This window comes from Kineococcus haloalkalitolerans, from assembly GCF_050871905.1.
GTDB lineage: Bacteria > Actinomycetota > Actinomycetes > Actinomycetales > Kineococcaceae > Kineococcus.
This window is the reverse complement of the sequence record NZ_JBJLSH010000042.1, coordinates 14,512-39,373: the sequence shown is the minus strand read 5'-3', so window position 1 is coordinate 39,373 and position 24,862 is coordinate 14,512. Positions and strand designations below refer to the sequence as shown.

General features: G+C 76.4%; 28 protein-coding genes. 24 read left to right on the top strand and 4 right to left on the bottom strand.

Annotated elements, in window-relative coordinates; all coding sequences use genetic code 11:
- Positions 1 to 111 precede the first annotated feature (111 nt).
- From ACRYMY_RS15690 to ACRYMY_RS15665, 6 genes are all read left to right on the top strand, one after another.
- Complete coding sequence (locus ACRYMY_RS15690; RefSeq protein ID WP_432548160.1) at positions 112 to 411, top strand: hypothetical protein; 300 nt, start codon at positions 112 to 114, stop codon at positions 409 to 411.
- Positions 412 to 535: 124 nt separating this feature from the next.
- Positions 536 to 1,060 carry a TraR/DksA family transcriptional regulator gene (locus ACRYMY_RS15685; RefSeq protein ID WP_432548159.1) on the top strand — a complete coding sequence of 175 codons (525 nt, stop codon included), beginning with the start codon at positions 536 to 538 and terminating at the stop codon, positions 1,058 to 1,060.
- A 77-nt stretch (positions 1,061 to 1,137) separates the two neighbouring features.
- A complete protein-coding gene (gene lspA, locus ACRYMY_RS15680; protein WP_432548158.1) occupies positions 1,138 to 1,779 on the top strand; it encodes a signal peptidase II in 642 nt (213 codons plus the stop codon).
- Positions 1,772 to 2,695, top strand: a complete 924-nt coding sequence (locus ACRYMY_RS15675; protein ID WP_432548157.1) for an RluA family pseudouridine synthase — start codon at positions 1,772 to 1,774, stop codon at positions 2,693 to 2,695. Before lspA ends, ACRYMY_RS15675 begins: the two co-directional genes overlap by 8 nt.
- A 142-nt stretch (positions 2,696 to 2,837) precedes the next feature.
- Positions 2,838 to 6,377, top strand: a complete 3,540-nt coding sequence (gene dnaE / locus ACRYMY_RS15670; RefSeq protein ID WP_432548156.1) for a DNA polymerase III subunit alpha — start codon at positions 2,838 to 2,840, stop codon at positions 6,375 to 6,377.
- Positions 6,374 to 6,832 carry a hypothetical protein gene (locus tag ACRYMY_RS15665; RefSeq protein WP_432548155.1) on the top strand — a complete coding sequence of 153 codons (459 nt, stop codon included), beginning with the start codon at positions 6,374 to 6,376 and terminating at the stop codon, positions 6,830 to 6,832. Before dnaE ends, ACRYMY_RS15665 begins: the two co-directional genes overlap by 4 nt.
- A 21-nt stretch (positions 6,833 to 6,853) precedes the next feature.
- Here ACRYMY_RS15665 and ybaK read toward each other — a convergent pair whose 3' ends face one another.
- Positions 6,854 to 7,366, bottom strand: coding sequence for a Cys-tRNA(Pro) deacylase (gene ybaK / locus ACRYMY_RS15660; RefSeq protein WP_432548154.1), 513 nt, complete (start codon positions 7,364 to 7,366; stop codon positions 6,854 to 6,856).
- Positions 7,367 to 7,386: 20 nt separating this feature from the next.
- Positions 7,387 to 8,067 (bottom strand): LON peptidase substrate-binding domain-containing protein, encoded by a 681-nt coding sequence (locus tag ACRYMY_RS15655; protein WP_432548153.1) that lies wholly within the window; start codon positions 8,065 to 8,067, stop codon positions 7,387 to 7,389.
- Between the two features lie 59 nt (positions 8,068 to 8,126).
- On the opposite strand from ACRYMY_RS15655, the gene ACRYMY_RS15650 reads away from it, so the two are divergent.
- The 13 genes from ACRYMY_RS15650 to ACRYMY_RS15590 all read left to right on the top strand — a co-directional run bounded on the left by ACRYMY_RS15650 (position 8,127) and on the right by ACRYMY_RS15590 (position 19,765).
- Positions 8,127 to 8,984, top strand: a complete 858-nt coding sequence (locus tag ACRYMY_RS15650) for a PhzF family phenazine biosynthesis protein (RefSeq protein WP_432548152.1) — start codon at positions 8,127 to 8,129, stop codon at positions 8,982 to 8,984.
- 130 nt (positions 8,985 to 9,114) lie between these two features.
- The gene (gene hisD / locus ACRYMY_RS15645) at positions 9,115 to 10,428 is read left to right on the top strand and encodes a histidinol dehydrogenase (RefSeq protein WP_432548166.1); all 1,314 of its coding nucleotides are present in this window, start codon (positions 9,115 to 9,117) and stop codon (positions 10,426 to 10,428) included.
- Complete coding sequence (locus ACRYMY_RS15640; RefSeq protein ID WP_432548151.1) at positions 10,425 to 10,979, top strand: hypothetical protein; 555 nt, start codon at positions 10,425 to 10,427, stop codon at positions 10,977 to 10,979. The genes hisD and ACRYMY_RS15640 overlap by 4 nt, the downstream gene beginning before the upstream one ends.
- A 93-nt stretch (positions 10,980 to 11,072) precedes the next feature.
- Positions 11,073 to 12,053 carry a C-terminal binding protein gene (locus ACRYMY_RS15635; protein ID WP_432548150.1) on the top strand — a complete coding sequence of 327 codons (981 nt, stop codon included), beginning with the start codon at positions 11,073 to 11,075 and terminating at the stop codon, positions 12,051 to 12,053.
- Positions 12,050 to 13,084, top strand: coding sequence for a zinc-dependent alcohol dehydrogenase (locus ACRYMY_RS15630; RefSeq protein ID WP_432548149.1), 1,035 nt, complete (start codon positions 12,050 to 12,052; stop codon positions 13,082 to 13,084). Before ACRYMY_RS15635 ends, ACRYMY_RS15630 begins: the two co-directional genes overlap by 4 nt.
- Positions 13,081 to 13,839, top strand: a complete 759-nt coding sequence (locus ACRYMY_RS15625; protein ID WP_432548148.1) for a glucose 1-dehydrogenase — start codon at positions 13,081 to 13,083, stop codon at positions 13,837 to 13,839. The genes ACRYMY_RS15630 and ACRYMY_RS15625 overlap by 4 nt, the downstream gene beginning before the upstream one ends.
- Positions 13,836 to 14,510 carry a bifunctional 4-hydroxy-2-oxoglutarate aldolase/2-dehydro-3-deoxy-phosphogluconate aldolase gene (locus ACRYMY_RS15620; RefSeq protein ID WP_432548147.1) on the top strand — a complete coding sequence of 225 codons (675 nt, stop codon included), beginning with the start codon at positions 13,836 to 13,838 and terminating at the stop codon, positions 14,508 to 14,510. The genes ACRYMY_RS15625 and ACRYMY_RS15620 overlap by 4 nt, the downstream gene beginning before the upstream one ends.
- The gene (locus ACRYMY_RS15615) at positions 14,507 to 15,583 is read left to right on the top strand and encodes a sugar kinase (RefSeq protein ID WP_432548146.1); all 1,077 of its coding nucleotides are present in this window, start codon (positions 14,507 to 14,509) and stop codon (positions 15,581 to 15,583) included. The genes ACRYMY_RS15620 and ACRYMY_RS15615 overlap by 4 nt, the downstream gene beginning before the upstream one ends.
- A 139-nt stretch (positions 15,584 to 15,722) precedes the next feature.
- Positions 15,723 to 16,859: a histidinol-phosphate transaminase gene (locus ACRYMY_RS15610; RefSeq protein ID WP_432548165.1), complete on the top strand. Its 1,137-nt coding sequence runs from the start codon at positions 15,723 to 15,725 to the stop codon at positions 16,857 to 16,859.
- The gene (gene hisB, locus ACRYMY_RS15605; protein WP_369053483.1) at positions 16,856 to 17,455 is read left to right on the top strand and encodes an imidazoleglycerol-phosphate dehydratase HisB; all 600 of its coding nucleotides are present in this window, start codon (positions 16,856 to 16,858) and stop codon (positions 17,453 to 17,455) included. Before ACRYMY_RS15610 ends, hisB begins: the two co-directional genes overlap by 4 nt.
- Positions 17,456 to 17,460: 5 nt before the next feature.
- Positions 17,461 to 18,132, top strand: a complete 672-nt coding sequence (gene hisH, locus ACRYMY_RS15600) for an imidazole glycerol phosphate synthase subunit HisH (protein WP_432548145.1) — start codon at positions 17,461 to 17,463, stop codon at positions 18,130 to 18,132.
- 56 nt (positions 18,133 to 18,188) lie between these two features.
- The gene (priA, locus tag ACRYMY_RS15595) at positions 18,189 to 18,947 is read left to right on the top strand and encodes a bifunctional 1-(5-phosphoribosyl)-5-((5-phosphoribosylamino)methylideneamino)imidazole-4-carboxamide isomerase/phosphoribosylanthranilate isomerase PriA (RefSeq protein ID WP_432548144.1); all 759 of its coding nucleotides are present in this window, start codon (positions 18,189 to 18,191) and stop codon (positions 18,945 to 18,947) included.
- A 230-nt stretch (positions 18,948 to 19,177) separates the two neighbouring features.
- Positions 19,178 to 19,765: an SseB family protein gene (locus ACRYMY_RS15590; protein ID WP_432548143.1), complete on the top strand. Its 588-nt coding sequence runs from the start codon at positions 19,178 to 19,180 to the stop codon at positions 19,763 to 19,765.
- A 49-nt stretch (positions 19,766 to 19,814) separates the two neighbouring features.
- Here ACRYMY_RS15590 and ACRYMY_RS15585 read toward each other — a convergent pair whose 3' ends face one another.
- Together ACRYMY_RS15585 and ACRYMY_RS15580 are read right to left on the bottom strand one after the other, a co-directional pair.
- Entirely contained in the window at positions 19,815 to 20,381 is a 567-nt protein-coding gene (locus ACRYMY_RS15585) for a DoxX family protein (RefSeq protein WP_369068947.1), read from the bottom strand.
- Between the two features lie 154 nt (positions 20,382 to 20,535).
- Complete coding sequence (locus ACRYMY_RS15580; protein WP_432548142.1) at positions 20,536 to 20,952, bottom strand: DUF1844 domain-containing protein; 417 nt, start codon at positions 20,950 to 20,952, stop codon at positions 20,536 to 20,538.
- Positions 20,953 to 21,243: 291 nt separating this feature from the next.
- Here ACRYMY_RS15580 and infC point away from each other — a divergent pair, with 291 nt between their 5' ends.
- The 5 genes from infC (at position 21,244) to ACRYMY_RS15555 (ending at position 24,853) form a co-directional block, all read left to right on the top strand.
- The gene (gene infC, locus ACRYMY_RS15575) at positions 21,244 to 21,852 is read left to right on the top strand and encodes a translation initiation factor IF-3 (RefSeq protein ID WP_432548164.1); all 609 of its coding nucleotides are present in this window, start codon (positions 21,244 to 21,246) and stop codon (positions 21,850 to 21,852) included.
- A 70-nt stretch (positions 21,853 to 21,922) separates the two neighbouring features.
- Positions 21,923 to 22,117 carry a 50S ribosomal protein L35 gene (rpmI, locus tag ACRYMY_RS15570; protein WP_369056530.1) on the top strand — a complete coding sequence of 65 codons (195 nt, stop codon included), beginning with the start codon at positions 21,923 to 21,925 and terminating at the stop codon, positions 22,115 to 22,117.
- A 115-nt stretch (positions 22,118 to 22,232) separates the two neighbouring features.
- Positions 22,233 to 22,619 (top strand): 50S ribosomal protein L20, encoded by a 387-nt coding sequence (rplT, locus tag ACRYMY_RS15565; RefSeq protein WP_432548141.1) that lies wholly within the window; start codon positions 22,233 to 22,235, stop codon positions 22,617 to 22,619.
- 43 nt (positions 22,620 to 22,662) lie between these two features.
- A complete protein-coding gene (locus ACRYMY_RS15560; protein WP_432548163.1) occupies positions 22,663 to 23,580 on the top strand; it encodes a TrmH family RNA methyltransferase in 918 nt (305 codons plus the stop codon).
- Positions 23,581 to 23,641: 61 nt separating this feature from the next.
- Positions 23,642 to 24,853: a sensor histidine kinase gene (locus ACRYMY_RS15555; protein ID WP_432548140.1), complete on the top strand. Its 1,212-nt coding sequence runs from the start codon at positions 23,642 to 23,644 to the stop codon at positions 24,851 to 24,853.
- Positions 24,854 to 24,862: the final 9 nt, after the last annotated feature.

Here is a 24,862-nt window from a genome sequence, read left to right as displayed (position 1 = left end):
CCCCCCCCCCCCCCCCCCCCCCCCCCCCCCCCCCCCCCCCCCCCCCCCCCCCCCCCCCCCCCCCCCCCCCCCCCCCCCCCCCCCCCCCCCCCCCCCACGCAGGCGGCCGGCGTGATCGCCCTGGCGCAGCGCCTGCACGACGAGTACGTGCGCGACGGCGAGCAGCAGCGCGACGCCCTCGTCTCCTCCGCGCAGGAGCAGGCCGCGCGGGTCGTCGCCGACGCCGAGGAGCAGCGCGACCGGACCCTGGGCGACCTGGAGGCGCGGCGCGAGCGGCTGGAGGCCGCCCTGCGCCAGCTGCACGGGCGCGAGGACGCCTACCGGCGCCAGTTGGAGGACTTCATGACGACGCAGCTCACGGAGCTGCGTCGCAGCCCGCGCGCGGTCCCGGACGACGCCGTCGCCCGCTGAGACTGGTCCGTCAGGGATCTGCACGGCCCCAAGTGAGTGACTTTCCGTTTCCGCTTGCTCACTAGGAGTCATTGTCCTTACGCTCACCCGCACGCGGCAGGGGGTCGCGCGACGAGGGGGGACCATGACGCAGGACGTGGCGGTGCAGGAGGCGGGCGCGGTGGCGGCACCCGCGGCGGCGGGGACGGCGTCCGCGGTGCGCACCACCGCCCGCGCGGTGGCGCGCTCGGGCGCCCGCCGCCGCGCCGACGCCGTGCGGGAGCTGCCGGTGGCCGCGTCCGAGGACGCCTGGACACCGGACGAGCTGGACGGGGTGCGCGCGGAGCTGGACGCGGAGGTGGTGCGGCTGAGCGCCGACGTGGCCGCGGCCACCTCCTCCTTCTCCGCTCTCGTGTCCGCGGGCGGTGAGGGTGCCGGGGACGACCAGGTGGACCACGGTGCCGCCACGGCCGGGCGCGAGCACGAGATGACGATCGTCAACAACGCCCGGGACCTGCTGGAGCAGACCCAGCGCGCCCTCGTGCGCCTGGCCTCCGGCGCCTACGGCACGTGCGAGTCGTGCAGCGGCCCGATCGGCAAGGCCCGGCTGCAGGCGTTCCCGCGGGTCACCCTCTGCGTCGGCTGCAAGGCGCGCGCCGAGCGCCGCTGACCCGCGGCGCGGGCCGGGCGTCCAGGTCTCCCGGCCCGCACCGGCCCGCACCGGCCCCGTGGGAGGATCGGGGGGCGATGAGCCAGATCCCCGGCCCCGACGCGGCCCGCCCCGACGACCCCGAGGTCCCCGCCGGCGCGCGCCCGGCCGCGGCGGACGAGACCCGCGCGACCGACGGTGCGGGAGACGACCCCGCCGCTCCCGTGCGCCCGCGTCGCACCGGGACGCTGTTCGCGATCGCCCTGCTCGTGTACGCGGCGGACCAGCTGACCAAGGTGCTGGCCGTCGCCAACCTCGAGCCCGGGGTCCCGCAGCCGTTCGTCGGCGAGCTGCTGCAGCTGCACCTCATCCGCAACCCCGGTGCCGCCTTCAGCCTGGCCACCGGCATGACGTGGGTGTTCACGATCGTGGCCGCCGCGGTGGTCGTCGTGGTCGTCCGGATGGCCCGCAGGCTGCGCAGCGGTCCGTGGGCGCTGGCGCTGGGCCTGCTGCTGGCCGGGGCGACGGGCAACCTCACCGACCGGCTCCTGCGCCAGCCGGGCTTCGGCCGCGGGCACGTCGTGGACTTCCTCGAGCTGCCCAACTGGCCGATCTTCAACGTGGCGGACTCCGCCATCGTGGCCGCGGCCGTCCTCATCGCCCTGCTGGGGCTGCGCGGGATCAACCTCGACGGCACCCGCGAGCCGTCCCGCCGCGAGCGCGGGAGGACCGGTGCCTGAGACCCGCAGCCTGCCCGTGCCCGACGGGCTGGAGGGCGAGCGCGTCGACGCGGCCCTGGCGCGCCTGCTGGGCCTCTCGCGCAGCCGCGCCGCCGAGGTGGCCGCCGCGGGCGGTGTGCTCGTCGACGGCGTCGTCGTCGGCAAGTCCGACCGCGTGCGCGCCGGCGCCTGGTTGGAGGTGGAGGTCCCCGACCCGCCGTCCGCGCCGGTCGTGGTGCCCGAGGTCGTCGAGGGGCTCAGCGTCGTGCACGACGACGCGGACCTGGTGGTCGTCGACAAGCCGGTCGGCGTGGCCGCGCACCCCAGCCCCGGCTGGGACGGGCCCACCGTCGTCGGTGGCCTGGCGGCCGCGGGGTACGCGATCGCCACGTCCGGCGCGGCCGAGCGCCAGGGCGTCGTGCACCGCCTCGACGTCGGCACGAGCGGCCTGATGGTCGTCGCCAAGACCGAGGGCGCCTACACCGCGCTCAAGCGCGCCTTCAAGGAGCGCACGGTCGAGAAGGTCTACCACGCGCTCGTGCAGGGCCACCCCGATCCGCTGCGCGGCACGATCGACGCACCCATCGGGCGCCACCCGGGCAGCGCGTGGCGCTTCGCGGTCACCGCCGACGGCAAGCCGAGCGTCACGCACTACGAGGTGCAGGAGGCCTTCCGGGCCGCGGCCCTGGTCGAGGTGCACCTGGAGACCGGGCGCACCCACCAGATCCGCGTGCACTTCGCGGCGCTGCGCCACCCGTGCGTGGGCGACCTGACCTACGGCGCGGACCCCGTCCTGGCCGAGCGGCTGGGCGTGTCGCGGCAGTGGCTGCACGCCGTCCGGCTGGGCTTCGAGCACCCGGGCACGGGGCGGCCGGTGGAGTTCACCAGCCCCTACCCGGCCGACCTGACCACGGCGCTGGAGCGGCTCGCCGACTGAGCGTGACCGCCCGGCGGGACGCGGCGAGGCTGCCCGCCGGTGTCGTGGGCGGCGCCTACGATCGACGGGTCGCGCCGGCCCCGCCGGCGCCCGCCCCACCTGCTCGACCCGCTCCACCCGCACCGCTCAGGAGGCGCCTCGCATGGCCAGCGCGGACTCGTTCGTCCACCTGCACGTCCACACCGAGTACTCGATGCTCGACGGCGCCGCCAAGGTCGACGACCTCTTCCGCGAGTCGGCGGCCATGGGCATGCCGGCGCTGGCCACCACCGACCACGGCTTCGTGTTCGGCGCCTACGACTTCTGGAAGACCGCCCGCAAGCACGGCGTCAACCCGATCATCGGCGTGGAGGCCTACCTGACGCCGGGCACCGCCCGCCAGGACAAGACCCGCGTGAAGTGGGGCGACCAGTCCAGCCGCCCGGGCGACGACGTCTCCGGCGCCGGGTCGTACACCCACATGACGATGCTCGCGCAGAACACCGCCGGCATGCACAACCTGTTCAAGATGAGCTCGCTGGCGAGCCTGGAGGGGTTCCTCTACAAGCCCCGCATGGACCGCGAGCTGCTCAGCAGCTACGCGGACGGGCTCATCGCGACCACCGGCTGCCCCTCCGGCGAGGTGCAGACCCGCCTGCGCCTGGGCCAGTACGACGAGGCGCGGGCCGCGGCGGCGGAGTTCCGCGACATCTTCGGCCGGGAGAACTTCTTCTGCGAGCTGATGGACCACGGCCTGGACATCGAGAAGCGCGTGCAGGACGACCTGCTCAAGCTCGCCAAGGACCTCGACCTGCCGCTGGTGGCGACCAACGACCTGCACTACACGGCCGCCGCCGACGCGCAGGCGCACGCGGCGCTGCTGTGCGTGCAGTCCGGTTCCACGCTGGCCGATCCCAAGCGCTTCAAGTTCGACGCCGACGAGTTCTACCTCAAGAGCCCCGCGGAGATGCGCCACCTGTGGCGCGACCACCCGGAGGCGTGCGACAACACCCTGCTCATCGCCGAGCGCTGCCAGGTGGAGTTCACCGAGTCCACCGGCGCGTACATGCCGCGCTTCCCCTGCCCGCCGGGGGAGGACGAGGAGAGCTGGTTCGTCAAGGAGGTCTGGAGCGGCCTGGCGCAGCGCTACCCGGCCGGCATCCCGGACGACGTGCGCAAGCAGGCCGACTACGAGATCGAGGTCATCACCTCCAAGGGGTACGCCGGGTACTTCCTCGTCGTCGCCGACTTCATCAACTGGTCCAAGGAGAACGGCATCCGCGTGGGCCCCGGCCGCGGTTCCGGCGCCGGGTCGATGGCCGCCTACGCCATGAAGATCACCGACCTGGACCCGTTGCGGCACGGGCTGTTCTTCGAGCGCTTCCTCAACCCCGAGCGCATGTCGATGCCCGACTTCGACGTCGACTTCGACGAGCGCCGGCGCGGCGAGGTCATCCAGTACGTCGTCGAGAAGTACGGCACCGACCGCGTCGCGCAGATCGTCACCTACGGCACCATCAAGGCCAAGCAGGCCGTCAAGGACTCCTCCCGGGTGCTCGGGTTCCCGTTCGCGATGGGCGAGCGGATCACCAAGACGATGCCGCCGGCCGTCATGGGCAAGGACATCCCGCTGTCGGGGATCTTCGACCCGAGCCACAAGCGGTACTCCGAGGCGGGGGAGTTCCGCGAGCTGTACAAGAACGACCCCGAGGTCGTGCGCGTGGTCGACACCGCGCGCGGCCTGGAGGGCCTGAAGCGCCAGTGGGGCGTGCACGCCGCCGGCGTCATCATGTCGAGCGAGCCGCTGATCGACCTCATCCCGATCATGAAGCGCGAGGCCGACGGCGCGATCATCACCCAGTTCGACTACCCGACGTGCGAGACGCTCGGGCTGGTCAAGATGGACTTCCTGGGCCTGCGCAACCTCACGATCCTCGACGACGCGCTGAAGAACGTCGTGCTCAACGGCAAGGACCCGGTCGACCTGGACTCCCTGGAGCTGGACGACCCGGCGACGTACGCGCTGCTCTCGCGCGGCGACACCCTCGGCGTGTTCCAGTTCGACGGCGGCCCGATGCGCTCGCTGCTGCGCCTCATGCGACCGGACAATTTCGAGGACATCTCCGCGGTCGGCGCGCTGTACCGCCCCGGGCCGATGGGCGCGAACTCGCACACGAACTACGCGCTGCGCAAGAACGGCCAGCAGGAGATCACCCCGATCCACCCGGAGCTGGCCGAGCCGCTGAAAGAGATCCTCGGCACGACCCACGGCCTGATCGTGTACCAGGAGCAGGTCATGTCGATCGCGCAGAAGGTCGCCGGGTACACGCTCGGCAAGGCCGACCTGCTGCGCCGCGCGATGGGCAAGAAGAAGCGCGAGGTCCTCGACGCCGAGTTCGTCGGCTTCGAGGCCGGCATGAAGGAGAACGGCTACTCCGCCGAGTGCGTCAAGGCGCTGTGGGACATCCTCGTCCCCTTCTCCGACTACGCGTTCAACAAGGCGCACTCGGCCGCCTACGGGCTGGTGTCGTACTGGACGGCGTACCTCAAGGCGAACTACCCGGCCGAGTACATGGCCGCCGTCCTCACCAGCGTGCGCGACGACAAGGACAAGTCGGCGCTGTACCTCAACGAGTGCCGGCGCATGGGCATCAAGGTGCTGCCGCCGGACGTCAACGAGTCCAGCGCGAACTTCACCGCCGTCGGCACCGACATCCGCTTCGGCCTGACCGCGATCCGCAACGTCGGCGCCAACGTCGTGGACGCCATCACGGCCGCCCGCGAGGCGTCCGGGCGCTACGAGTCGTTCACCGACTTCCTCACCAAGGTGCCCGCGGTGGTCTGCAACAAGCGGACCATCGAGTCGCTCATCAAGGCCGGCGCGTTCGACTCCCTGGGCCACCGCCGCCGCGCCCTGGTCGCCAAGCACGAGGACGCCGTCGACGCCGTCGTGGACGTCAAGCGCAACGAGGCCATCGGGCAGTTCGACCTGTTCGCCGGCCTCGGCGGCGACGACGGCCCCGCCGGCGGCGGCTTCACCGTCGAGATCCCCGAGCTGCCGGAGTGGGACAAGGCCGAGCTGCTGGCCCACGAGCGGCAGATGCTCGGCCTGTACGTGTCCGACCACCCGCTGTTCGGGCTGGAGCACCTGCTGGCCAACGCCTCGGACTGCTCGATCGCCGCGCTCACCCAGGACGACGGTCGCCCCGACGGTGCGAACATCACCATCGCCGGGATGATCACGGGCCTGCAGCGCAAGATGACCAAGCAGGGCAGCCCCTGGGCGATCGTCACGGTGGAGGACCTCGAGGGCGCCATCGAGTGCCTGTTCTTCCCGCAGGCCTACGCGGCCGTCGCCCAGCTGCTCGCCGAGGACCTCGTCGTCGTCGTGCGCGGGCGCGTCAACCGCCGCGACGACGTGCCGACCATCTACGCCTCCGAACTGTCGGTGCCGGACGTCTCGGCCACCGACGGGATGCCCGTGACGGTGTCCCTGCCGGTCGCCCGGTGCACCCCGCCGGTCGTCGAGCGCCTCAAGGACGTGCTGACCACCCACCCCGGCATGACCGAGGTGCGGCTGCGGCTGACGAAGGCGGGGGGCGGCGGCACCCTGATGCGGCTGGACGACGCGCTGCGCGTCACCCCCAGCCCCGCGCTGTTCGGCGACCTGAAGGCGCTGCTCGGGCCCTCGTGCCTGGTGTGAGCCCGCGCCGGACGCCCGCCCTGCTGCTCCTCGGCCAGGCGGTCGTCGGTCTCCTCCTGGGCGTGGTGTGGTGGGCGTTGGCCCGCACCCCGCCGGCGTGGCTGGCCGGTGAGCCCGTCGTGTCCAGCCCGGCCGCGCTGCAGGTGGCCCGGGACGGTTCGTTCGTGGTGCTCACCGGGCTCGCTGGCGTCCTCGCCGGCGTGCTCGTGCTGCGCACGGCCCGCCCGGCGCCGCTGGCGACACTGCTCACCGCCGTGGCCGGTGCCCTGGCCGGTGCGCTCCTGGCGGCGGGCACGGGCAGCGCCCTGCCGCCGGCGGACCCGGCCGACCCGGCGCACGTCGGCCTGCTGGCGTGGGGCGTCGTCCTCGTGCAGCCGTTCGCCGTGGCGGCGGTCGTCGCGCTGGTCACGCTGGCCTCGGCCGTCGGGGACTGGGTGCGTCAGCCGTCGGACTGACACGTCCGGGCGCGCGAGAGGTCAGCGGGCGACGTCCGCCAGCGTCGCGCCCGTCAGCCGCACCAGGTCGCCCGGTGCCAGCTCCACCTGCAGCCCCCGTCGCCCGGCGCTGACCAGCACGGTCGCGAAGCCGGTGGCGGAGGCGTCCACGACCGTGGGCAGCGGTGTGCGCTGCCCGAGCGGGCTGATACCGCCCAGGACGTAGCCGCTGGAGCGCTGCGCGCGGGCCGGGTCGGCCATCGTCGCCCGCTTGCCGCCGGCCGCCGCGGCGAGCGCCTTGAGGTCCAGGCTGCGCGGGACGGGGACGACGGCGACGACGAGGCGGCCGTCCACGTCGGCCACGAGCGTCTTGAACACCTGCTCGGCGACCACGTCGAGGCCGCCGGCGCGCAGCGCCCGCACGGCCTCCTCGCCGTAGGCGTGCTCGTCCGCCGCGTGCGCGTAGGGGCGCGCGGTGTGCGCCACGCCGGCGGCCACCAGCGCCTGCAGCGCCGGGGTGGCGGCCTCCGGCGTCCGTCCGCTCCGCTTGGCCACGCCGCTCCTCCTGCCCGTGCTCAGTTGGGGTTGGACGGCGGGCCCGGCAGCTCGGTCGCCGGGACCGCGCCGAGCGCCCTCACCAGGCCCAGCTCGCGGCGCAGCAGCGCCAGCTCGGCGCGCAGCCGCGAAGCGGTGTCCGGCTCCTCCAGCAGCTCCTGGCGCTGCGGCACCTGCAGCACCATGGCGGCGGCCACGAGGTAGGACAGCACGGAGGGGTCCTCCGGGACGGCGGAGCCGCCGATGTCGAGGGCCTCGCGGTACTGGTCGAAGCGGGTGGCCACGCCTTGCGCGAGGGCGGCGACGTCGGCGTCCTCCTCCAGCTCCTCCTCGTCCTGCCCGAACGGCTCGACCAGCCCGGTCAGGTAGGGGGTGCCGGCCTCCTCGTCGATGCCGAGCAGGCGGAAGCGGGTCGCCCCCACGGTGACGACCTCGTAGCGCCCGTCGTCCAGCTCGGTGACCTCCCGCAGCAGCGCCAGGCAGCCGACCTCGTGCAGGGCCTGCGCGTTGCCCGTCCCCACCTCGTGCCCGGCCTTGATGGCCACCACCCCGAAGCCCTGCGGCGTCCCGTCCTCCGCCTCGCCTGCGGCCACGAGGTCCTGCACGAGCAGCCGGTAGCGCGGCTCGAAGACGTTCAGCGGCAGCACGAGACCGGGGAACAGGACGCTGCCCAGGGGGAACAGCGGCAGGCGTCGCATCACGCGGCTCACCCTAGGGGGACGCCGGGCGCGCGCCGCGGAACCGGGCCTAGGCTCGCGCCGTGACCCTCCCGCCGACCCGCCTGCGCACCGTCGACGCGTTCACCGACCGCCCGTTCTCCGGCAACCCGGCCGCCGTCGTCGTGCTGGACGCCGACCACCCGCGCGCCGGCGACGAGGCGTGGATGCGCGGGGTGGCAGCCGAGCTGAACCTGTCCGAGACGGCGTTCGCCGTGCGCGGCGGGGAGCCCGGCCGGTACGGCCTGCGCTGGTTCACCCCGACGGTGGAGGTGGACCTGTGCGGGCACGCGACCCTGGCCACCGCGCACGTCCTGCACGCCGACGGCGAGACCGGCCCGTTCGTCTTCGACACCCGCAGCGGTGACCTGCGGGCCGAGGTCGGCGACGACGGGATCGTGCTCGACCTGCCCGCGAAGCCCGTCGCGCCGGTGGACCCCGCCGGCCCCGACGCCGACCTCGCCGACCGGCTCGCCGCGGCGCTCGCGGTGCGGGTCGAGGTGTGCGCGCGCGGCGGCGACGACGTGCTGGTCGAGGTCGCCGACGAGGAGACGGTGCGCGCGCTGGTGCCCGACCTGGCGGCGCTGGCGGCGCTCGACGCCCGCGGGATCGTCGTGACGGCCGCGGCCGCCCCGCGCCCGGCCGCCGAGGACGCCGCGCTGGCCGCGCCCGACGTCGTCTCGCGCTTCTTCGGCCCGCGCGTCGGCGTCCCGGAGGACCCGGTGACCGGCAGCGCCCACTGCGCCCTGGCCCCGTACTGGGCGCCGCGGCTGGGCCGCACCCGCTTCAGCGCCCACCAGGTGTCCCCGCGCGGCGGGGTCCTGGACGTCGAGCTGCGCGGGGACCGCGTCCTGCTGACCGGCCGCGCGGTCACCGTCCTGGACGCCCAGCTGCTGACCTGAGCCGCACCCGCCCGCGGGGGTCCGCCGGGCTCGGCCGCCGCGCACCGGCGCCGTAGACTGCCGCCCCGTGACGAGCCCCGCGACGACCCCCGCACCGGCTCCGGCGGCCCCCGCCGCCGGTCCGGCCCCGCTGCGCCGGATCGACCTGCGCGGGCAGCACCTGGACGCCGCCTCCCTGCGCACCGTCGTGCCCCGCGCCGACGTCGACGTGGCCAGCGCCCTGGCCGTGGTCGCCCCGATCTGCGAGGACGTGCGCGCCCGCGGCACCGCCGCCCTGCGCGAGCTGACGCGGCGCTTCGACGGCGTCGACGTGCCGGACGTGCGGGTGCCCGCGGCCGCGCTGGCCCGGGCGCTGGAGGAGCTGGACGCCGACGTGCGCGCCGCGCTGGAGGAGAGCGTGCGCCGGGCCCGCCTCGTGCACGCCGACCAGCGCCGCACCGAGACCACCACCCGCCTCGCGAGCGGGGCGACCGTCACCGAGCGGTGGGTGCCGGTCGGCCGCGTCGGGCTGTACGTGCCCGGCGGCCGCGCGGTGTACCCCTCCAGCGTCGTGATGAACGTCGTCCCCGCCCAGGAGGCCGGGGTCGCCTCGATCGCGGTGGCCTCGCCCGCCCAGCGCGAGCACGGCGGCCTGCCCCACCCCACGATCCTCGCCGCCTGCGCGCTGCTGGGCGTGCAGGAGGTGTACGCGGTCGGCGGCGCGCAGGCCGTGGCGATGTTCGCCTACGGCGCCCGCGACGAGGACGGCGCGCTCGTCGTCGAGCCCGTGGACGTCGTCACCGGCCCCGGCAACGTGTACGTGGCCTCCGCCAAGCGGTACGTGCAGGGCGTCGTCGGCATCGACTCCGAGGCCGGGCCCACCGAGATCGCCGTCCTGGCCGACGACACCGCCGACGCCGACCACGTGGCCGCCGACCTCGTCAGCCAGGCCGAGCACGACCCGCTGGCCGCCGCGGTCCTCGTCACCGACTCCGAGGCGCTGGCCGACGCCGTCGACGCCGCCCTGGCCGTGCGGGTGCCGGCCGCCCGGCACGCCGAGCGCATCGCGCAGGCCCTGGCCGGGGAGCAGTCCGCCGTCGTCCTCGTCGACGACGTCGAGGCGGGCCTCGCGGTCGTCGACGCCTACGCCGCCGAGCACCTGGAGGTGCAGACCGCCGACGCCCGTGCCGTGGCCGCGCGGGTGCGCGGCGCCGGTGCCGTCTTCGTCGGCCCGCACTCGCCGGTGTCGCTGGGCGACTACTGCGCCGGCTCCAACCACGTCCTGCCCACCGGCGGGACGGCGCTGCACACCGGGGGGCTGAGCGTGCAGACGTTCCTGCGCGGCGTCCACGTCGTCGACTACGACGAGCCCGCCCTGCGCGAGGTCGCCGCCCACGTGGTCGCCCTCGCCGAGGCCGAGGACCTGCCCGCGCACGGCGCGGCCGTCACGGCGCGGTTCGCGTGAGCGGCGACGAGCGGGACGGGACTCCCGGCGGCCCCGGGGACCGCGAGCACCCCGACCTGCCGGACCTGCCGGAGGGGGAGTCGTTCGACCTGGACGCCCTCGACGAGGAGTTCGCCCGCGAGTTCGGCCCCAAGCCGCCGAAGGCGGCCGTGCTCGTCGTGCCGGCCACCAACGCCCGCAAGCTGGCCGAGGTGTGCACGCTCGCCGACGTGCACGCCTGGGTCGTGCCCGTGCGCGGTCTCGGCTGCGCGCTCGTGGCCCAGGACCCCGCCACGGGCGAGCGGGACGCCGAGGCCCTGTCCACCGTGCTGCGCGGCGCCGAGCTGGTCCTGCTGCTGCGCGGAGAGGAGTCCATCGACGGGCAGACCTGGCGCGACGGTCAGCGCGGGGAGGACCCGCGCGCCGGGCTGCTGCTGTCGGTGTGGCCCGACACCGTGCAGCGCCTCGTGCTCGGCTCCCTGGACCCGGCCGAGGCCGGCGGGGTCGCCGGTGGCGACGGCTCCAAGGCCGGCGCGTTCTGGAAGCTGTTCAAGGGCCGCCGCGAGGGCTGAGGTCCCCGGCGGGCGGATGAGGACGGCTGTGGGGGAGGCTGGTCCCCGCGCCGGCGCACCCCGGCCGGCGCCCGTCGAGCGGCCGGAGGACCCGTGCGGATCGTCATCACCGACATCGACCACGACTCGGTGGAGCCCGAGCGCGAGGTCGCGGCCGCCGCGGGTGCCGAGCTCGTCGTCGCCCGGGCGAGCAGTGCCGAGGGCCTCGCCGAGCAGGCCGCCGGCGCGGACGGCCTCGTCGTGCAGTACGCGCGGATCGACGCCGCCCTCCTGGACGCCCTGCCCACCGTGCGGGCCGTCGGCCGCTACGGCGTCGGCGTGGACACCGTCGACGTCGAGTCGTGCACCGCGCGCGGGGTGGCCGTGTGCAACGTGCCCGACTACGGCACCGAGGCCGTCTCCGACCACGCCATCGCCCTGGCCCTGGCGACCGCCCGGCGCATCCCCTGGATGGACCGCGGCGTGCGCGCGGGCGCGGGCGGCCTGGAGGCCGTCCGCCCCCTGCACGGGTTCGGCGGGCGCGTCTTCGGCATCCTCGGCCTCGGCCTCATCGGCGCCGCCACCGCCCGCAAGGCCGCCGGCCTCGGCTACCGGGTCCTCGGTGTGGACGCCCGCTACCAGCCCGGGACCACCGTGGGCGGTGTCGAGGTCGTCGAGCTGGCGGAGCTGCTGCGGCGCGCCCACGTGGTGTCCGTGCACGTGCCCCTGACCCCGGCCACCCACCACCTGCTCGGCGCGGAGGAGCTCGCGCTGCTGGGCCCGGACGCCGTCCTGGTCAACACCAGCCGGGGCGGGGTGGTCGACACCGACGCCCTCGTCGAGGCGCTGCGCGCCGGCCGGCTGCACGGCGCCGGCCTCGACGTCTTCGAGACCGAACCGCTGCCGGGCGGTCACCCCCTGACCGAGCTGGACCAGGTGGTCCTCACCCCCCACCTGGCCTGGTACACCGAGGAGTCCTACGGCGAGCTGAAGCGGCGCACCGTGCAGAACGTCGTCGACGTGCTGTCCGGGCGCGGCGGCCCGCACGTGCTCAACCCCGAGGCCCTGCGCCGGACCGGCGGGGGGACGGCGTGAGGGCCGCGGTCTGGGAGGCCCCCGACGTCGTGCGCCCCGCGCGGGTGCGCGAGCCCGAGGTCCCCGACGGCTGGGCGCTGCTCGACGTCGCCTGCAGCGGCGTGTGCGGCACCGACCTGTCGATCCTGCACGGCTCCCACCCGCGGGCGCGCCCACCGCTCGTCGTGGGGCACGAGGTGTCCGGCCGGGTGGCGCGCGCCGGGGCGAGCGGCCCCCGCGAGGGCGCCCTCGTGGCCGTCGAGCCGCTCATCAGCTGCGGCACCTGCCGGGCCTGCCGCACGGGTCACCCGCACGTGTGCCGCTCCCTGGGACTGTTCGGCATCGACGCGCCCGGGGGGCTGGCCGAGCGGGTGGCCGTGCCGCCCGACCGGCTGCACGAGCTGCCCGCGCACGTCGACCCGCGCACCGCGGCCCTCGTGGAGCCGCTGGCCGTCGCCGTGCACGCGGTGCGCCTGTCGGGGATGGAGCGCGGCGACGTCGTCGCCGTGCACGGCGCCGGGCCCATCGGCCTGCTCACCGCGCTCGTGGCGCGCGCCGAGGGCGCCGGCACCGTCGTCGTCGCCGAGCCGGGGCCGTGGCGGCGCGAGGTCGCCGCCGCGCACGGGTTCCGGGCCGTCGCCGACGGCGGGGAGCTCGCCGACGCGCTGGACGAGCTCACGGACGGCGAGGGCGCCGACACCACCTTCGACACCGCCGGCCACCCGTCGGTCGCGGCCCTCCTGTCGGCCGCCACCCGGGTGCTCGGCCGCGTCGTCGTCGTGGGCGTCTACAAGCAGCCGACGGCGCTGGACCTGCAGGGCGTCTGCTTCCGCGAGCAGTCGCTGCAGGGCGTGCGCGTCTACACGAGCGCCGACGTCCGCCGCGCCGCGCAGCTGGTCGCCGACGACGTCCTCGGCCTGGCCTCCTTCCCCACGACGACGTACCCGCTGGAGCGGGCCGCCGAGGCCTTCGCCGCGGCCGCCGCCGGCAGCGACTGCCTCAAGGTGCTCGTCACCCCCCGCGCCGACCTCGTGGACGGGACGGCGTCGTGAGCCGCGACCCGTTCGACCTGAGCGGCCGCACCGCCGCCGTCACCGGTGGCGGCCGCGGCCTCGGGCTGGGGATCTCCACCGCGCTGCTGCGCGCCGGCGCCGACGTCGTCGTCCTCGGCCGCCGCGAGCCCGACCCGCAGCTGGGCGCGGAGGCCGCGCGCTTGGGCCGCCGCGTCCACCCGTGCCCGGTCGACCTGGCCGACGCGAATGCCGTCGCGGCCGCGGCGCGCGCCGTCCTGGCCGATCACCGCGTCGACGTCCTCGTCAACAACGCCGGCACGCAGGAGCGCCACCCTGCGGTGGAGTTCCCCCTCGAGGCCTTCGACCGCGTCCTGGACGTCAACCTGCGCGCGGTCTTCCAGCTGTGCCAGCTGTTCGGGGCGCCGATGCTGGAGCGCGGCGAGGGCCGCGTCGTCAACGTCGCCTCGCTGCTGTCGTTCCAGGGCGGGCTGACCGTGCCGGCGTACGCGGCCAGCAAGGGCGCCGTCGCTCAGCTGACCAAGGCGCTGTGCAACGAGTGGGCCGGCCGCGGGGTCGGGGTCAACGCCGTGGCCCCGGGCTACATGGCGACCGACATGAACGAGGCCCTGCTGGCCGACCCCGTCCGCCGCGAGCAGCTGTCCGCGCGCATCCCCGCCGGGCGCTGGGGCACGCCGGCCGACGTCGGCGACGTCGTGGTCTTCCTCGCCTCGCCCGCGGCCGCCTACGTGCACGGGCACGTCCTCGCCGTCGACGGCGGGTGGCTGGCCCGGTGAGCGACCCCGACACCCGAGGAGCCGGGGAGGACCGGACCGTGGACGTCCTGCACCGCCTGACCGCCGCCCGCGTCGTGCCCGTCGTCGTCCTGGACGACGCCCGCGCGGCGGTGCCGCTGGCCGACGCGCTGGTCGCCGGCGGCCTGCCCGTCGCCGAGATCACCTTCCGCACCCCGGCCGCGGCCGACGCCGTGCGGGCCGTGGCCGACCGCGGCGGCGTCCTCGTGGGCGCCGGCACCGTCCTGCGCGCCGCGCAGGTCGACGAGGCCGTCGCGGCCGGCGCTTCCTACGTCGTGTCCCCGGGTCTCAGCCGCGCGGTCGTGGAGCGCTGCCGCGAGCACGGCGTGCCGGTGCTGCCCGGCGCGGTCACCGCCACCGAGGTCCAGACCGCCCTGGAGCTGGGCCTGGACGTGGTGAAGTTCTTCCCCGCCGCCACCTCCGGCGGGCCCGCGGCCGTGCGGGCGCTCGCGGCCCCCTTCGCCGGGGTGCGGTTCGTGCCCACCGGCGGGATCGGCCCCGCCGACCTGGCCGACTGGCTGTCCGTGCCCGCCGTCGCAGCCGTCGGCGGCTCGTGGATGGTGCCGCGCGAGCGGATCGCCGCCGGTGACTTCGGCGCGGTGCGCGAGCTGACGGCGGTCGCCGTGGCCGCCGCCCGGGCGGCGGCCCCGTGAGCGCCGGCGGGCTCGCGCTGCGCCCGGCCACCGAGTGCGCGTTCGACGTGGTCGCCCTGGGCGAGGTGATGCTGCGCTTCGACCCCGGCGAGGGGCGGGTGCGCACCGCCCGTCGCTTCGACGTCCACGAGGGCGGCGGGGAGTACAACGTCGCCCGCGGGCTGCGCCGCTGCTTCGGCCGGCGCACCGCCGTCGTCACCGCCCTCGTCGACGACGAGGTGGGACGCCTGGTGGAGGACCTCGTCCTGACCGGCGGCGTCGACACCTCCCTGCTGCGCTGGGTGCCCGGCGACGGCGCGGGCCGCACCGTGCGCAACGGCCTGAACTTCGTCGAGCGCGGGTTCGGGGTGCGCCGCTCGGTCGGCGTCTCCGACCGGGGCTCGACCGCGGTCAGCCGGCTGCGCCCCGGCGACGTGGACTGGGACGACCTGTTCGGCCGGCGCGGGGTGCGCTGGTTCCACACCGGCGGGATCTTCGCGGCCCTGTCGGGCACCACCTCCGAGGTCGCCGCCGAGGCGCTGGCCGCCGCCCGCCGGCACGGCACGGTGACGTCCTACGACCTGAACTACCGGCCCAGCCTGTGGGCCGGGCGCGGGGGAGCGGCCGCGGCCCAGGAGCTGAACCGGCGCCTGGTCGCCGACGTCGACGTGCTGCTAGGCGCCGGCCTGGCCGGGCTGCCCGGCGAGGGCGGCCGGGACGTGGCCGCCGCCCGCGAGCGCGTGCTGCGCGACGCGGAGCAGAACCCCGGCCTGCGCGTGGTCGCCACCACGGTGCGGGGCGTGGTCTCGGCCTCGCGCAACGACCTGACCGCCGTGGCGCACAGCCGCGGCACCGGGCTCGTGCAGGGCCCGGACTGGCGCGGCCTGGACGTCCTGGACCGCATCGGCAGCGGCGACGCGTTCACCGCCGGCCTCGTGCACGGCCTGCTCGACGGGGGCGGGCTGCAGCGCGCCGTCGACCTCGGCGTCGCCCACGGCGCCCTCGTCGCGACCACGCCCGGTGACTCCTCGGCCGCGTCCCTGGGCGACGTCGAGCAGCTGCTGGCCTCCGGGGACGCCTCCGTCTCCCGCTGAGGGCCCCTGAGCGCCGCGGCGGCGGTCCCGGGGGTGCCGCCCGGTCTGGGAGACTGGCGGCGTGACGACCGACACCTCGCCGGGCGCGCCCACCGGCCCGGACACCGGCGCCCCGTCGGCGCCCGCGGCGGCCACGACCCTGGCCGACCTGCCCCTGCGCGACGACCTGCGCGGGGAGGAGCCGTACGGCGCCCCGCAGCTGAGCGTGCCCGTCGTCCTCAACGTCAACGAGAACCCGTACGCGGTCCCGCAGGTCGTCGTGGACGACGTGGCCAGGGCCGTGGCGCGCGCGGCCGCCGGCCTGAACCGCTACCCCGACCGGGAGTTCCTGGACCTGCGCGCCGACCTGGCCGCGTTCCTGCGCACCGAGTCCGGCGCCGAGCTGGCGCCGGAGCAGGTGTGGGCCGCGAACGGCTCCAACGAGGTCATGCTGCACGTGCTGCAGGCGTTCGGCGGGCCCGGCCGCACGGCGCTCAGCTTCGCGCCGACGTACTCGATGTACCCGGAGTACGCGCGCGACACCCTCACCCGGTGGGTCGCGGGCCGGCGCGCGGAGGACTTCACCCTCGACGCCGCCCACGTGCGCGAGCAGGTCGCGCGGCACCGCCCGTCGGTGGTGCTGCTGGCCAGCCCGAACAACCCCACCGGCACCGCCCTGCCGCTGGCCACCGTCGAGGCCGTCCTCGACGCCGTGCGCGAGCTGCCCGGTGGCGCGGTCGTCGTCGTCGACGAGGCGTACGGGGAGTTCCGCCGCGCCGGGGTCCCCAGCGCGCTGGAGCTGCTGCCGCACCACGGCAACCTCGCGGTCAGCCGCACCATGAGCAAGGCGTTCTCGCTGGCCGGGGCCCGCGTCGGCTACCTGGCCGCCTCGCGCGCCTTCGTCGACGCGCTGCGCGTGGTCCGCCTGCCCTACCACCTGTCCGCGGTCACCCAGGCCGTGGCCCGCACGGCCCTGGCCCACTCGCAGCTCCTGCTGGCCCGGGTGGACGAGCTGCGCGCGCGCCGCGACGAGACCGTGGACGTGCTGCGGCGCAAGAGGTTCGAGGTGGCCGAGAGCGACGCGAACTTCGTCCTGTTCGGGCGGTTCGCCGACCGGCACGCGGTGTGGCGGGGGCTGCTCGAGCGCGGCGTCCTGATCCGCGAGACGGGCCCGGACGGCTGGCTGCGCGTGAGCGTGGGCACGGCCGCGGAGATGACGACGTTCCAGGAGGCCCTGGACGAGGTGACGGGCCGGCCGGAGGGCCGGCTCGCGGACAGCACGGGAGGACAGCGGTGAGCCGCACGGCGCGCGTGGAGCGGACGACCTCGGAGTCGAGCGTCCTGGTCGAGCTCGACCTGGACGGCACGGGCCGGACGAGCATCGACACGACGGTGCCCTTCTACGACCACGTCCTGACGGCGCTGGGCAAGCACTCCCTCGTCGACCTGACCGTGCGGGCGAAGGGCGACACCCACATCGACGTGCACCACACCGTCGAGGACACCGCGATCGTCCTCGGGCAGGCGTTCCGGCAGGCGCTGGGCGACAAGAGCGGCATCCGCCGCTTCGCCGACGCCACCGTCCCGCTGGACGAGGCGCTGGCCCACGTGGTCGTCGACGTCTCCGGGCGCCCGTACTGCGTGCACTCCGGCGAGCCGGCGGGCCAGGAGCTGCACCTGATCGGCGGGCACTTCACCGGCTCGCTGACCCGGCACGTGCTGGAGAGCTTCGCCTTCCACGCCCAGATCGCCCTGCACGTGCGCGTGCTGGCCGGCCGGGACCCGCACCACGTCGTCGAGGCCCAGTTCAAGGCGCTGGCGCGCGCCCTGCGCTACGCCGTCGAGCCGGACCCGCGCGTGCAGGGAGTGCCGTCGACCAAGGGCGCGTTGTGACCGGCGTGACCAGCAGCAGCAGCACCACCCGCAGCACCGGCAGGAGGGTCGTCGTCCTCGACTACGGCTCCGGCAACGTCCGCTCCGCGGTGCGCGCCCTGGAGAGGGTCGGCGCCGACGTGGAGCTGACCTCCGACAAGCGCGCCGCGATGGAGGCCGACGGCCTCGTCGTGCCCGGCGTCGGCGCCTTCGCGGCCGTCGCCGAGGGGCTGCGCGCCGTGGGCGGCGAGGAGGTCGTGGACCGCCGGCTGGCGGGCGGGCGGCCCGTGCTGGGCATCTGCGTGGGCCTGCAGGTGATGTTCGACCGCTCCACCGAGCCCGGCGCCGGGGACGAGCGGGGTCTGGGCCAGTGGCCGGGCGCCGTCGAGCGGCTGCCCGCGGACGTCGTGCCGCACATGGGGTGGAGCACCGTCGACGTGCCCGAGGGCTCGGTGCTCTTCGAGGGCCTGGAGGGCGAGCGCTTCTACTTCGTGCACTCCTACGGCGTGCAGCGCTGGGAGCTGGTGGACACCACCGGTGGCCTCGTCGAGCCGCCGCGGGTGACGTGGGCCGAGCACGGCGCCCGGTTCGTGGCCGCGGTGGAGAACGGGCCCCTGTCGGCCACCCAGTTCCACCCGGAGAAGTCCGGGGACGCCGGCGCGCAGCTGCTGCGCAACTGGGTGCGCTCGCTGGGCTGAGCGGACGCCGGGAGCCCTGCGGACGCCGCTCGCGGGCCGCCCTAGAGTGGCCCCCCGTGACCGACGCACCCCGCCCCGCCCAGGACCCCGCCCGCCTCGAGCTGCTGCCCGCCGTGGACGTCGCCGACGGGCAGGCCGTGCGCCTCGTGCAGGGGGAGGCGGGCAGCGAGACGTTCTACGGCTCGCCGCTGGACGCCGCCCTGGCCTGGCAGGAGGCCGGCGCGGAGTGGGTGCACCTGGTCGACCTCGACGCCGCCTTCGGCCGCGGCTCCAACCGCGAGCTGCTCGCCGAGGTCGTCGGGCGCCTGGACGTGGCGGTCGAGCTGTCGGGCGGCATCCGCGACGACGCCTCCCTGGAGGCCGCGCTGGCGACCGGCTGCCGGAGGGTCAACCTCGGCACCGCGGCGCTGGAGGACCCCGACTGGACCCGCGCGGCCATCGCCCGCCACGGCGACCGGATCGCGGTCGGCCTGGACGTGCGCGGCACGACGCTGGCCGCGCGCGGCTGGACCCGCGAGGGCGGGGACCTGTGGGAGGTCCTGGCCCGCCTGGACGCCGACGGCTGCTCGCGCTACGTCGTCACGGACGTGACCAAGGACGGCACCCTGCGCGGGCCGAACACCGACCTGCTGCGCGAGGTGTGCGCGCGCACGAGCGCCCCCGTCGTGGCCTCCGGCGGGGTGTCGAGCCTGGAGGACCTGCGCGTCCTGCGCGAGCTGGTCCCCGTGGGCGTGGAGGGCGCGATCGTCGGCAAGGCGCTGTACGCGCAGGCGTTCACCCTGCCCGAGGCGCTGGACGTGGCGGGGCGGCCCTGACCGGCCCGCAGCCCCCGCAGGAGCCCGGCGCGCGCGGGGACGCCGACTCCGCCGGCGTCCCGTGGGCGGGGCGCACGCTGCTGCCCAACCCCTTCGCCGCCGACGACGGCGGCCGCGACGAGCGGCTGGACGGCGCCCTGCGTGCCTGGGCCGCGCTCGGCGACGGGACACCGGGTGCGGCGGGGGAGGCGGCCGGGGACGCCGCGGGGCGGCTGCGCGCGGAGCGGGACGTGGTCGCGGCGCTGGCCGGCACGCGCCTGTTCGCCCCCGTCGTCGCCGTGCTCGGCGAGGCCGATCCGCAGCCCGCCGGGCCGGCCGGGGACAAGAGCGCCGACATGGCGCTGGCGCTGCTGACCCGCCCGGACGGGCGGCGGGCCCTGCCGCTGTTCACCGCGGTGGAGGCGCTGGGCCGCTGGCGCGCCGACGCGCGCCCGGTGCCGGTCGACGCCGCCCGCGCCGCCCTGTCGGGCGTGCAGGAGCGCTGCGAGGCGATCGTGCTCGACCCGGCCGGGCCGGTGACGTTCGTGGTGCGCCGCCCGGCGGTGTGGGCGCTGGCCCGGCAGGAGGCGTGGACCCCCTCGCCGTTCGACCCGGCCGTGGCCGAGGGGTTGCGCGCCGCGCTGGCCGACCTGCCGGGCCTGCGGGGCGTGCGCTGCGAGGCCGGCGAGGGCGCCGAGCTGCGCCTGGTGCTGGGCGTGGCACCCGGCCTGGGCCGGGCCGCGCTCGCCGAGCTCACCGCCGAGGTGGGGCGCCGGGTGGCGGCCCTGGAGGTGGCGACGCGGGTGGACAGCCTGGAGCTGCGGGTCCTGCCCGCCTGAGGTGCGCCCGCCGTCCGCGCCGGCCCGGGGACCGGGCCGGCGCGCGCGCTCAGGAGGCGACGGGCGTGGCGGGGGAGTCGGCCGGCGCGTCGGCCGACTGCTCGGCGGCCTCGGCCGCCACGGCGGCCTGCCGCTTGCGGATCGTCAGCGCCGCGCCCAGCCCGGCGCCCAGCAGCGCCAGCGCGCTCATCCACGGCTTGTTCAGGCGCCCGCCCAGGGCGGCGTCCAGGGAGTAGCGACCGGGGCCGGCCACGGCCAGCGAGGCGCCCGCCAGGCCGAGGACGGCCGGGTACTCCAGCCCGCCGGAGGTCGCCCAGAAGCCGTTGGGCACGTGCACGGTGGAGGCGGCGGCCATGGTGGCCGCGGTCGCCGCCCCGCCGACCGGGGTGGCCAGCCCGGCGGCCAGCAGCACGCCGCCGGCCGTCTCGCCCAGCCCGGCGAGGATCGCGTTCTGGCGACCGGGGCGGAAGCCCATGGCGTGCATGGCGCCCGCGGTGCCCTCGATGCCGCCGCCGCCGAAGGCGCCGAACAGCTTCTGCGCGCCGTGCGCGGCGAGGGTGCCCCCGACGCCGAGGCGCAGGGCCAGCAGGCCCAGGTCGCTGGTGGGGAGAGTCACGGTGGTCCTCCAGTGTCGCTGCGGTCGTCCTGCTCCTACCCCGAGCGGCCCGGACGCACGGGGGCGGACCGAGCGCCCGTGGTCGTCCGGCACTCAACCACCTCCGGCTCGCCGCGTCGCGCCCGCCCCCGCGCCGGCCGTGGCGGCCCGGGGCTCAGACGACGCTGCCGGTGTACCGCTCCCCGGGGCCCTGCCCCGGCGGGTCGGGCACGACGGAGGCCTCGCGGAACGCCAGCTGCAGCGAGCGCAGCCCGTCGCGCAGGGGGCGCGCGTGCCGGTCGCCGATCTCGGGGGCGGCGGCCGTCACCAGCCCGGCCAGCGCGGTGATGAGCACCCGCGCCTCGGCCAGGTCCAGGTGCCCGGCCTCCTCGGCGTCCTCGGCCAGGCCGCACTTGACGGCCGCGGCGCTCATCAGGTGCACGCAGGCGGTGGTGACCAGCTCGGCGGCGGGCACCTCGGCGATGTCGCGGGCGGCGTCCGCGGCGCTGCCCGGGGTGCCGTCCGGGGCGCTGCCCGGGGTGCCGTCCGGGGCGCTGCCCGGGGTGGCGTCGGTGGGATCGGGTGAGGACATGCTGGTACCCTCGCAGGTGACCGACCGGCTCACGTCACCGGTCCCGCGGCCGTTCCGGCGGCCCGGGCGGCGTTCGTGGGGCCGGAGCGCGAAGCGGAGGCCTCCTCCCACCCGCGGTGCAGCGCACCGCCGGGTCCCGGTCCAGCTCGCCGTCCCCGGACGGCGGGCGAGGCGTCGTCGTCGTGGGTGATCCGCGGCCGGTGCCGGATCAGGCAGGCCTCCGTGCGCGTCCGCGCGCGGGGGCCTTCCTCGTGTCCGGCGGCCCCCCGACGAACGACGAAGGAGCAGCACATCAGCGAGCCCCGCATCAACGACCGCATCCGTGTTCCCGAGGTGCGGCTCGTGGGCCCCAACGGCGAACAGGTCGGGATCGTGCGCGTCGAGGACGCGCTGCGGCTCGCCGACGAGGCCGGTCTCGACCTGGTCGAGGTCGCCCCGACGGCGCGTCCCCCGGTCTGCAAGCTCATGGACTTCGGCAAGTTCAAGTACGAGTCCGACATGAAGGCCCGCGAAGCCCGCAAGAACCAGTCGAACACGATCCTCAAGGAGATCCGCTTCCGCCTGAAGATCGACCCGCACGACTACGGCACCAAGAAGGGCCACGTCGAGCGGTTCCTCAAGGCGGGGGACAAGGTCAAGGTGATGATCATGTTCCGCGGGCGCGAGCAGTCCCGGCCCGAGATGGGCTTCCGGCTGCTGCAGCGCCTCGCGGAGGACGTCTCCGACCTGGGCAGCGTCGAGAGCTCGCCGCGCCAGGACGGCCGCAACATGGTGATGGTCATCGGGCCGCACAAGAAGAAGGCCGAGGCCAAGGCCGAGGACCGTCGCCGCAAGGAGGCGGACGCCGCCGGGACCGCCGAGGTCGCCGCCGCCGACGAGTCGGCCGCCACCGCGTCCTGACACCGGGGCCCGCGGCGCCCACCGGGCGCCGCGGGCCCGGGCCAGACCACGAACGATCCAGGAGATCAGCATGCCCAAGAACAAGACCCACTCCGGCGCCAAGAAGCGCTTCCGGATCTCCGGCTCCGGCAAGGTCCTGCGCGAGCGCGCCGGCAAGCGCCACCTGCTCGAGCACAAGGCGACCAAGCGCACCCGCCGGCTGTCGATGGACGCGGTCGTCGCCCCCGCCGACGCCAAGAAGATCAAGAAGCTCCTGGGCCGCTGACCGCCGCCGCACCGGGCACCCCCGGGGCGGCCCCGACCACCCACGCCGCGGAGCGCGCGACCGTCGTCCGACGGACCGCCGGCGCCCGCGGCTCGACATGTGAGGAGAACACCCCGTGGCACGCGTGAAGCGCGCAGTCAACGCCCAGAAGAAGCGCCGCGTCGTCCTCGAGCAGGCCAGCGGTTACCGCGGCCAGCGCTCGCGGCTGTACCGCAAGGCGAAGGAGCAGGTCACCCACTCCCTCGTCTACGCGTACCGCGACCGCAAGGCGCGCAAGGGCGACTTCCGCCGCCTGTGGATCCAGCGCATCAACGCGGCCGCCCGCGCCGAGGGCATGACCTACAACCGGTTCATCCAGGGCCTGAAGGCCGCCGGTGTCGAGGTGGACCGCCGCATGCTCGCCGAACTGGCCGTCTCCGACGCCCCGGCGTTCGCCGCCCTCGTGCAGGTCTCCAAGGCCGCCCTGCCCGCCGCCCCGGCGGCGCAGAGCTCCGCCGCTTGATCCTGCCCCCGCGCAGGACCCCGGGCGCCCGGCCGCGACCGTGCTGACCAACCCCCGCTCCGAGCGGGTGCGGTCGGTGCGGGCGCTGGCCGGGCGCTCCGTGCGTTCGCGCACCGGCACCTTCCTGGCCGAAGGGCCGCAGGCCGTGCGCGAGGCGGTCGCCGCCCACGCCGCGGCCCGCGCCTCCTCCGGTGCCGCGCCCGGGACCGGTGCCGTCGTGCACGACCTGTACGTGACGGCCGCGGCGGCGGCGCGGTACGCCGACGTCGTCGACACCGCCGAGCGCAGCGGCGTGCGCGTCGTCGAGGTCACCGACGAGGTGCTGGCGGCCATGACGGACACCGTCACGCCGCAGGGCCTGCTGGCCGTCTGCCCGCAGCGCCCGGCCCGCCTGGACGACGTCCTGGCCGACGGCCCGCGCCTGCTGGCCGTCCTGGACCGCGTGCGCGATCCCGGCAACGCCGGCACGGTCCTGCGCGCCGCGGACGCCGCCGGCGCCGACGCCGTCGTCCTGACAGCCGCCAGCGTCGACGTGCACAACCCCAAGGTCGTGCGCTCCACCGCCGGCAGCCTGTTCCACCTGCCGGTCGTCGCCGGCGCCGGGCTGGAGGCGCTGCTGGACGGTCTGCGCGCCGCGGGCGTGCAGGTCCTGGCCGCCGATGGCACGGGCGAGCACGACCTGGACGACCTGGCCGACGCGGCCGCGCTCGCCGGCAGCGGCCCGCCGGCCGCCGGGCCGGACCTGCGCCGGCCGACCGCGTGGCTGTTCGGCAACGAGGCGCAGGGCCTGGACGACGCGGGCCGCGCCGGCGCCGACGCCGTCGTGCGGGTGCCCCTGCACGGGCGCGCGGAGAGCCTGAACCTGGCCACGGCGGCCGTGGTGTGCCTGTACGCCAGCGCCCGCGCCCAGCGCAGGCACCCGGCCGCCGGTCCGGCCCCAGCGGGGCCGTCGGCGGGCTGACCGGCCGGGCGGCGGGCGGCGCCGGGGTGGTGCCCGCCCGCGGATGCCCTAGCCTCGCCCCGTGCCGGAGGCGAGGGGGAGCGCCGAGGCCGCGACCGCGGCCCCGTCGTCCCCGCTGCCCGCGGCGCCCGCCCCACCCGACCCGCACGTGGCCCCGGACGCCCCCACCGCGCCGGAGCCGGCGCTGGCCCTGGACGACCTGCCGGACGGCGTCCTCGTCGTCGACGCCGACGGCACCATCGCCGCCGTCAACGCCGCCGCGGCCGCCCTGCTGCACCGCGAGCCCGCCCGCCTGGTGGGGGTCCACGTCCGTCGCGCGCTGCCGCTGCAGGACACCTCGGGCCGGCGCTGGTGGGAGAGCTGGCAGAGCACCGGACCGCTGGCCGACGAGGCCGCGGTGAGCACGGCCGGCGCGGACGCCGACCGCCACCCCGAGCGCATGCTCCTGCTGCCCGGCGGCTCCGAGCTGCTCGTCACCGCCCGCACCGTCCGCGACCCCGCGGGGCGCCCCGCGCGCGTCGTCGTCGCCCTGCGCGGGACCGGCGAGCGCCGGCGCGCGGAGTCCGACGCCGCGAGCCTCATCGCCACCGTCGCCCACGAGCTGCGCTCGCCGCTGACGTCCGTCAAGCAGTTCACGGCCACCCTGCTGCGCCGGTGGGAGCGCTTCAGCGACGAGCAGAAGCGGCTGATGCTCTCGACGGTGGCCGCCGACGCCGACCGCGTCACCCGGCTCGTCGGCGACCTGCTCGACGTCTCCCGCGTGGACACCGGCCGCCTGCGCGTGCACCGGCGCCCCTTCGACCTGCCCGCCCTGGTGCGCGAGCACGTCGAGCGCCTGCTGCTCGCCGGCTACGACGACGAGCGCTTCCGGCTGCGGCTGGCCGGCGACCTGCCGGAGCTGTGGGCCGACCCGGACCGGATGGCGCAGGTCCTGACCAACCTCGTGGAGAACGCGCTGCGGCACGGCGCCGGCACGGTGACGCTCACCGTCTCCCACGACCCCGCCGTCGAGCCGGGCGGGGCGGGCGAGGTCGTCCTGGCGGTGGAGGACGAGGGCGACGGCGTGCCGGCCGAGAACCGCCCGTACGTGTTCTCCAAGTTCTGGCACGGCGGCCAGCGCAGCGGCACCGGGCTGGGCCTGTACGTCACGCGCGGGCTGCTGGAGGCGCACGGCGGGGACGTCACGGTCGACGAGGCCGCCTCCGGCGGTGCCCGCTTCACGGTCCGGCTGCCCGCGGGACCCCCGCCCGGCGAGGACGCTCCCGCCGCCTGAGACGCCGCC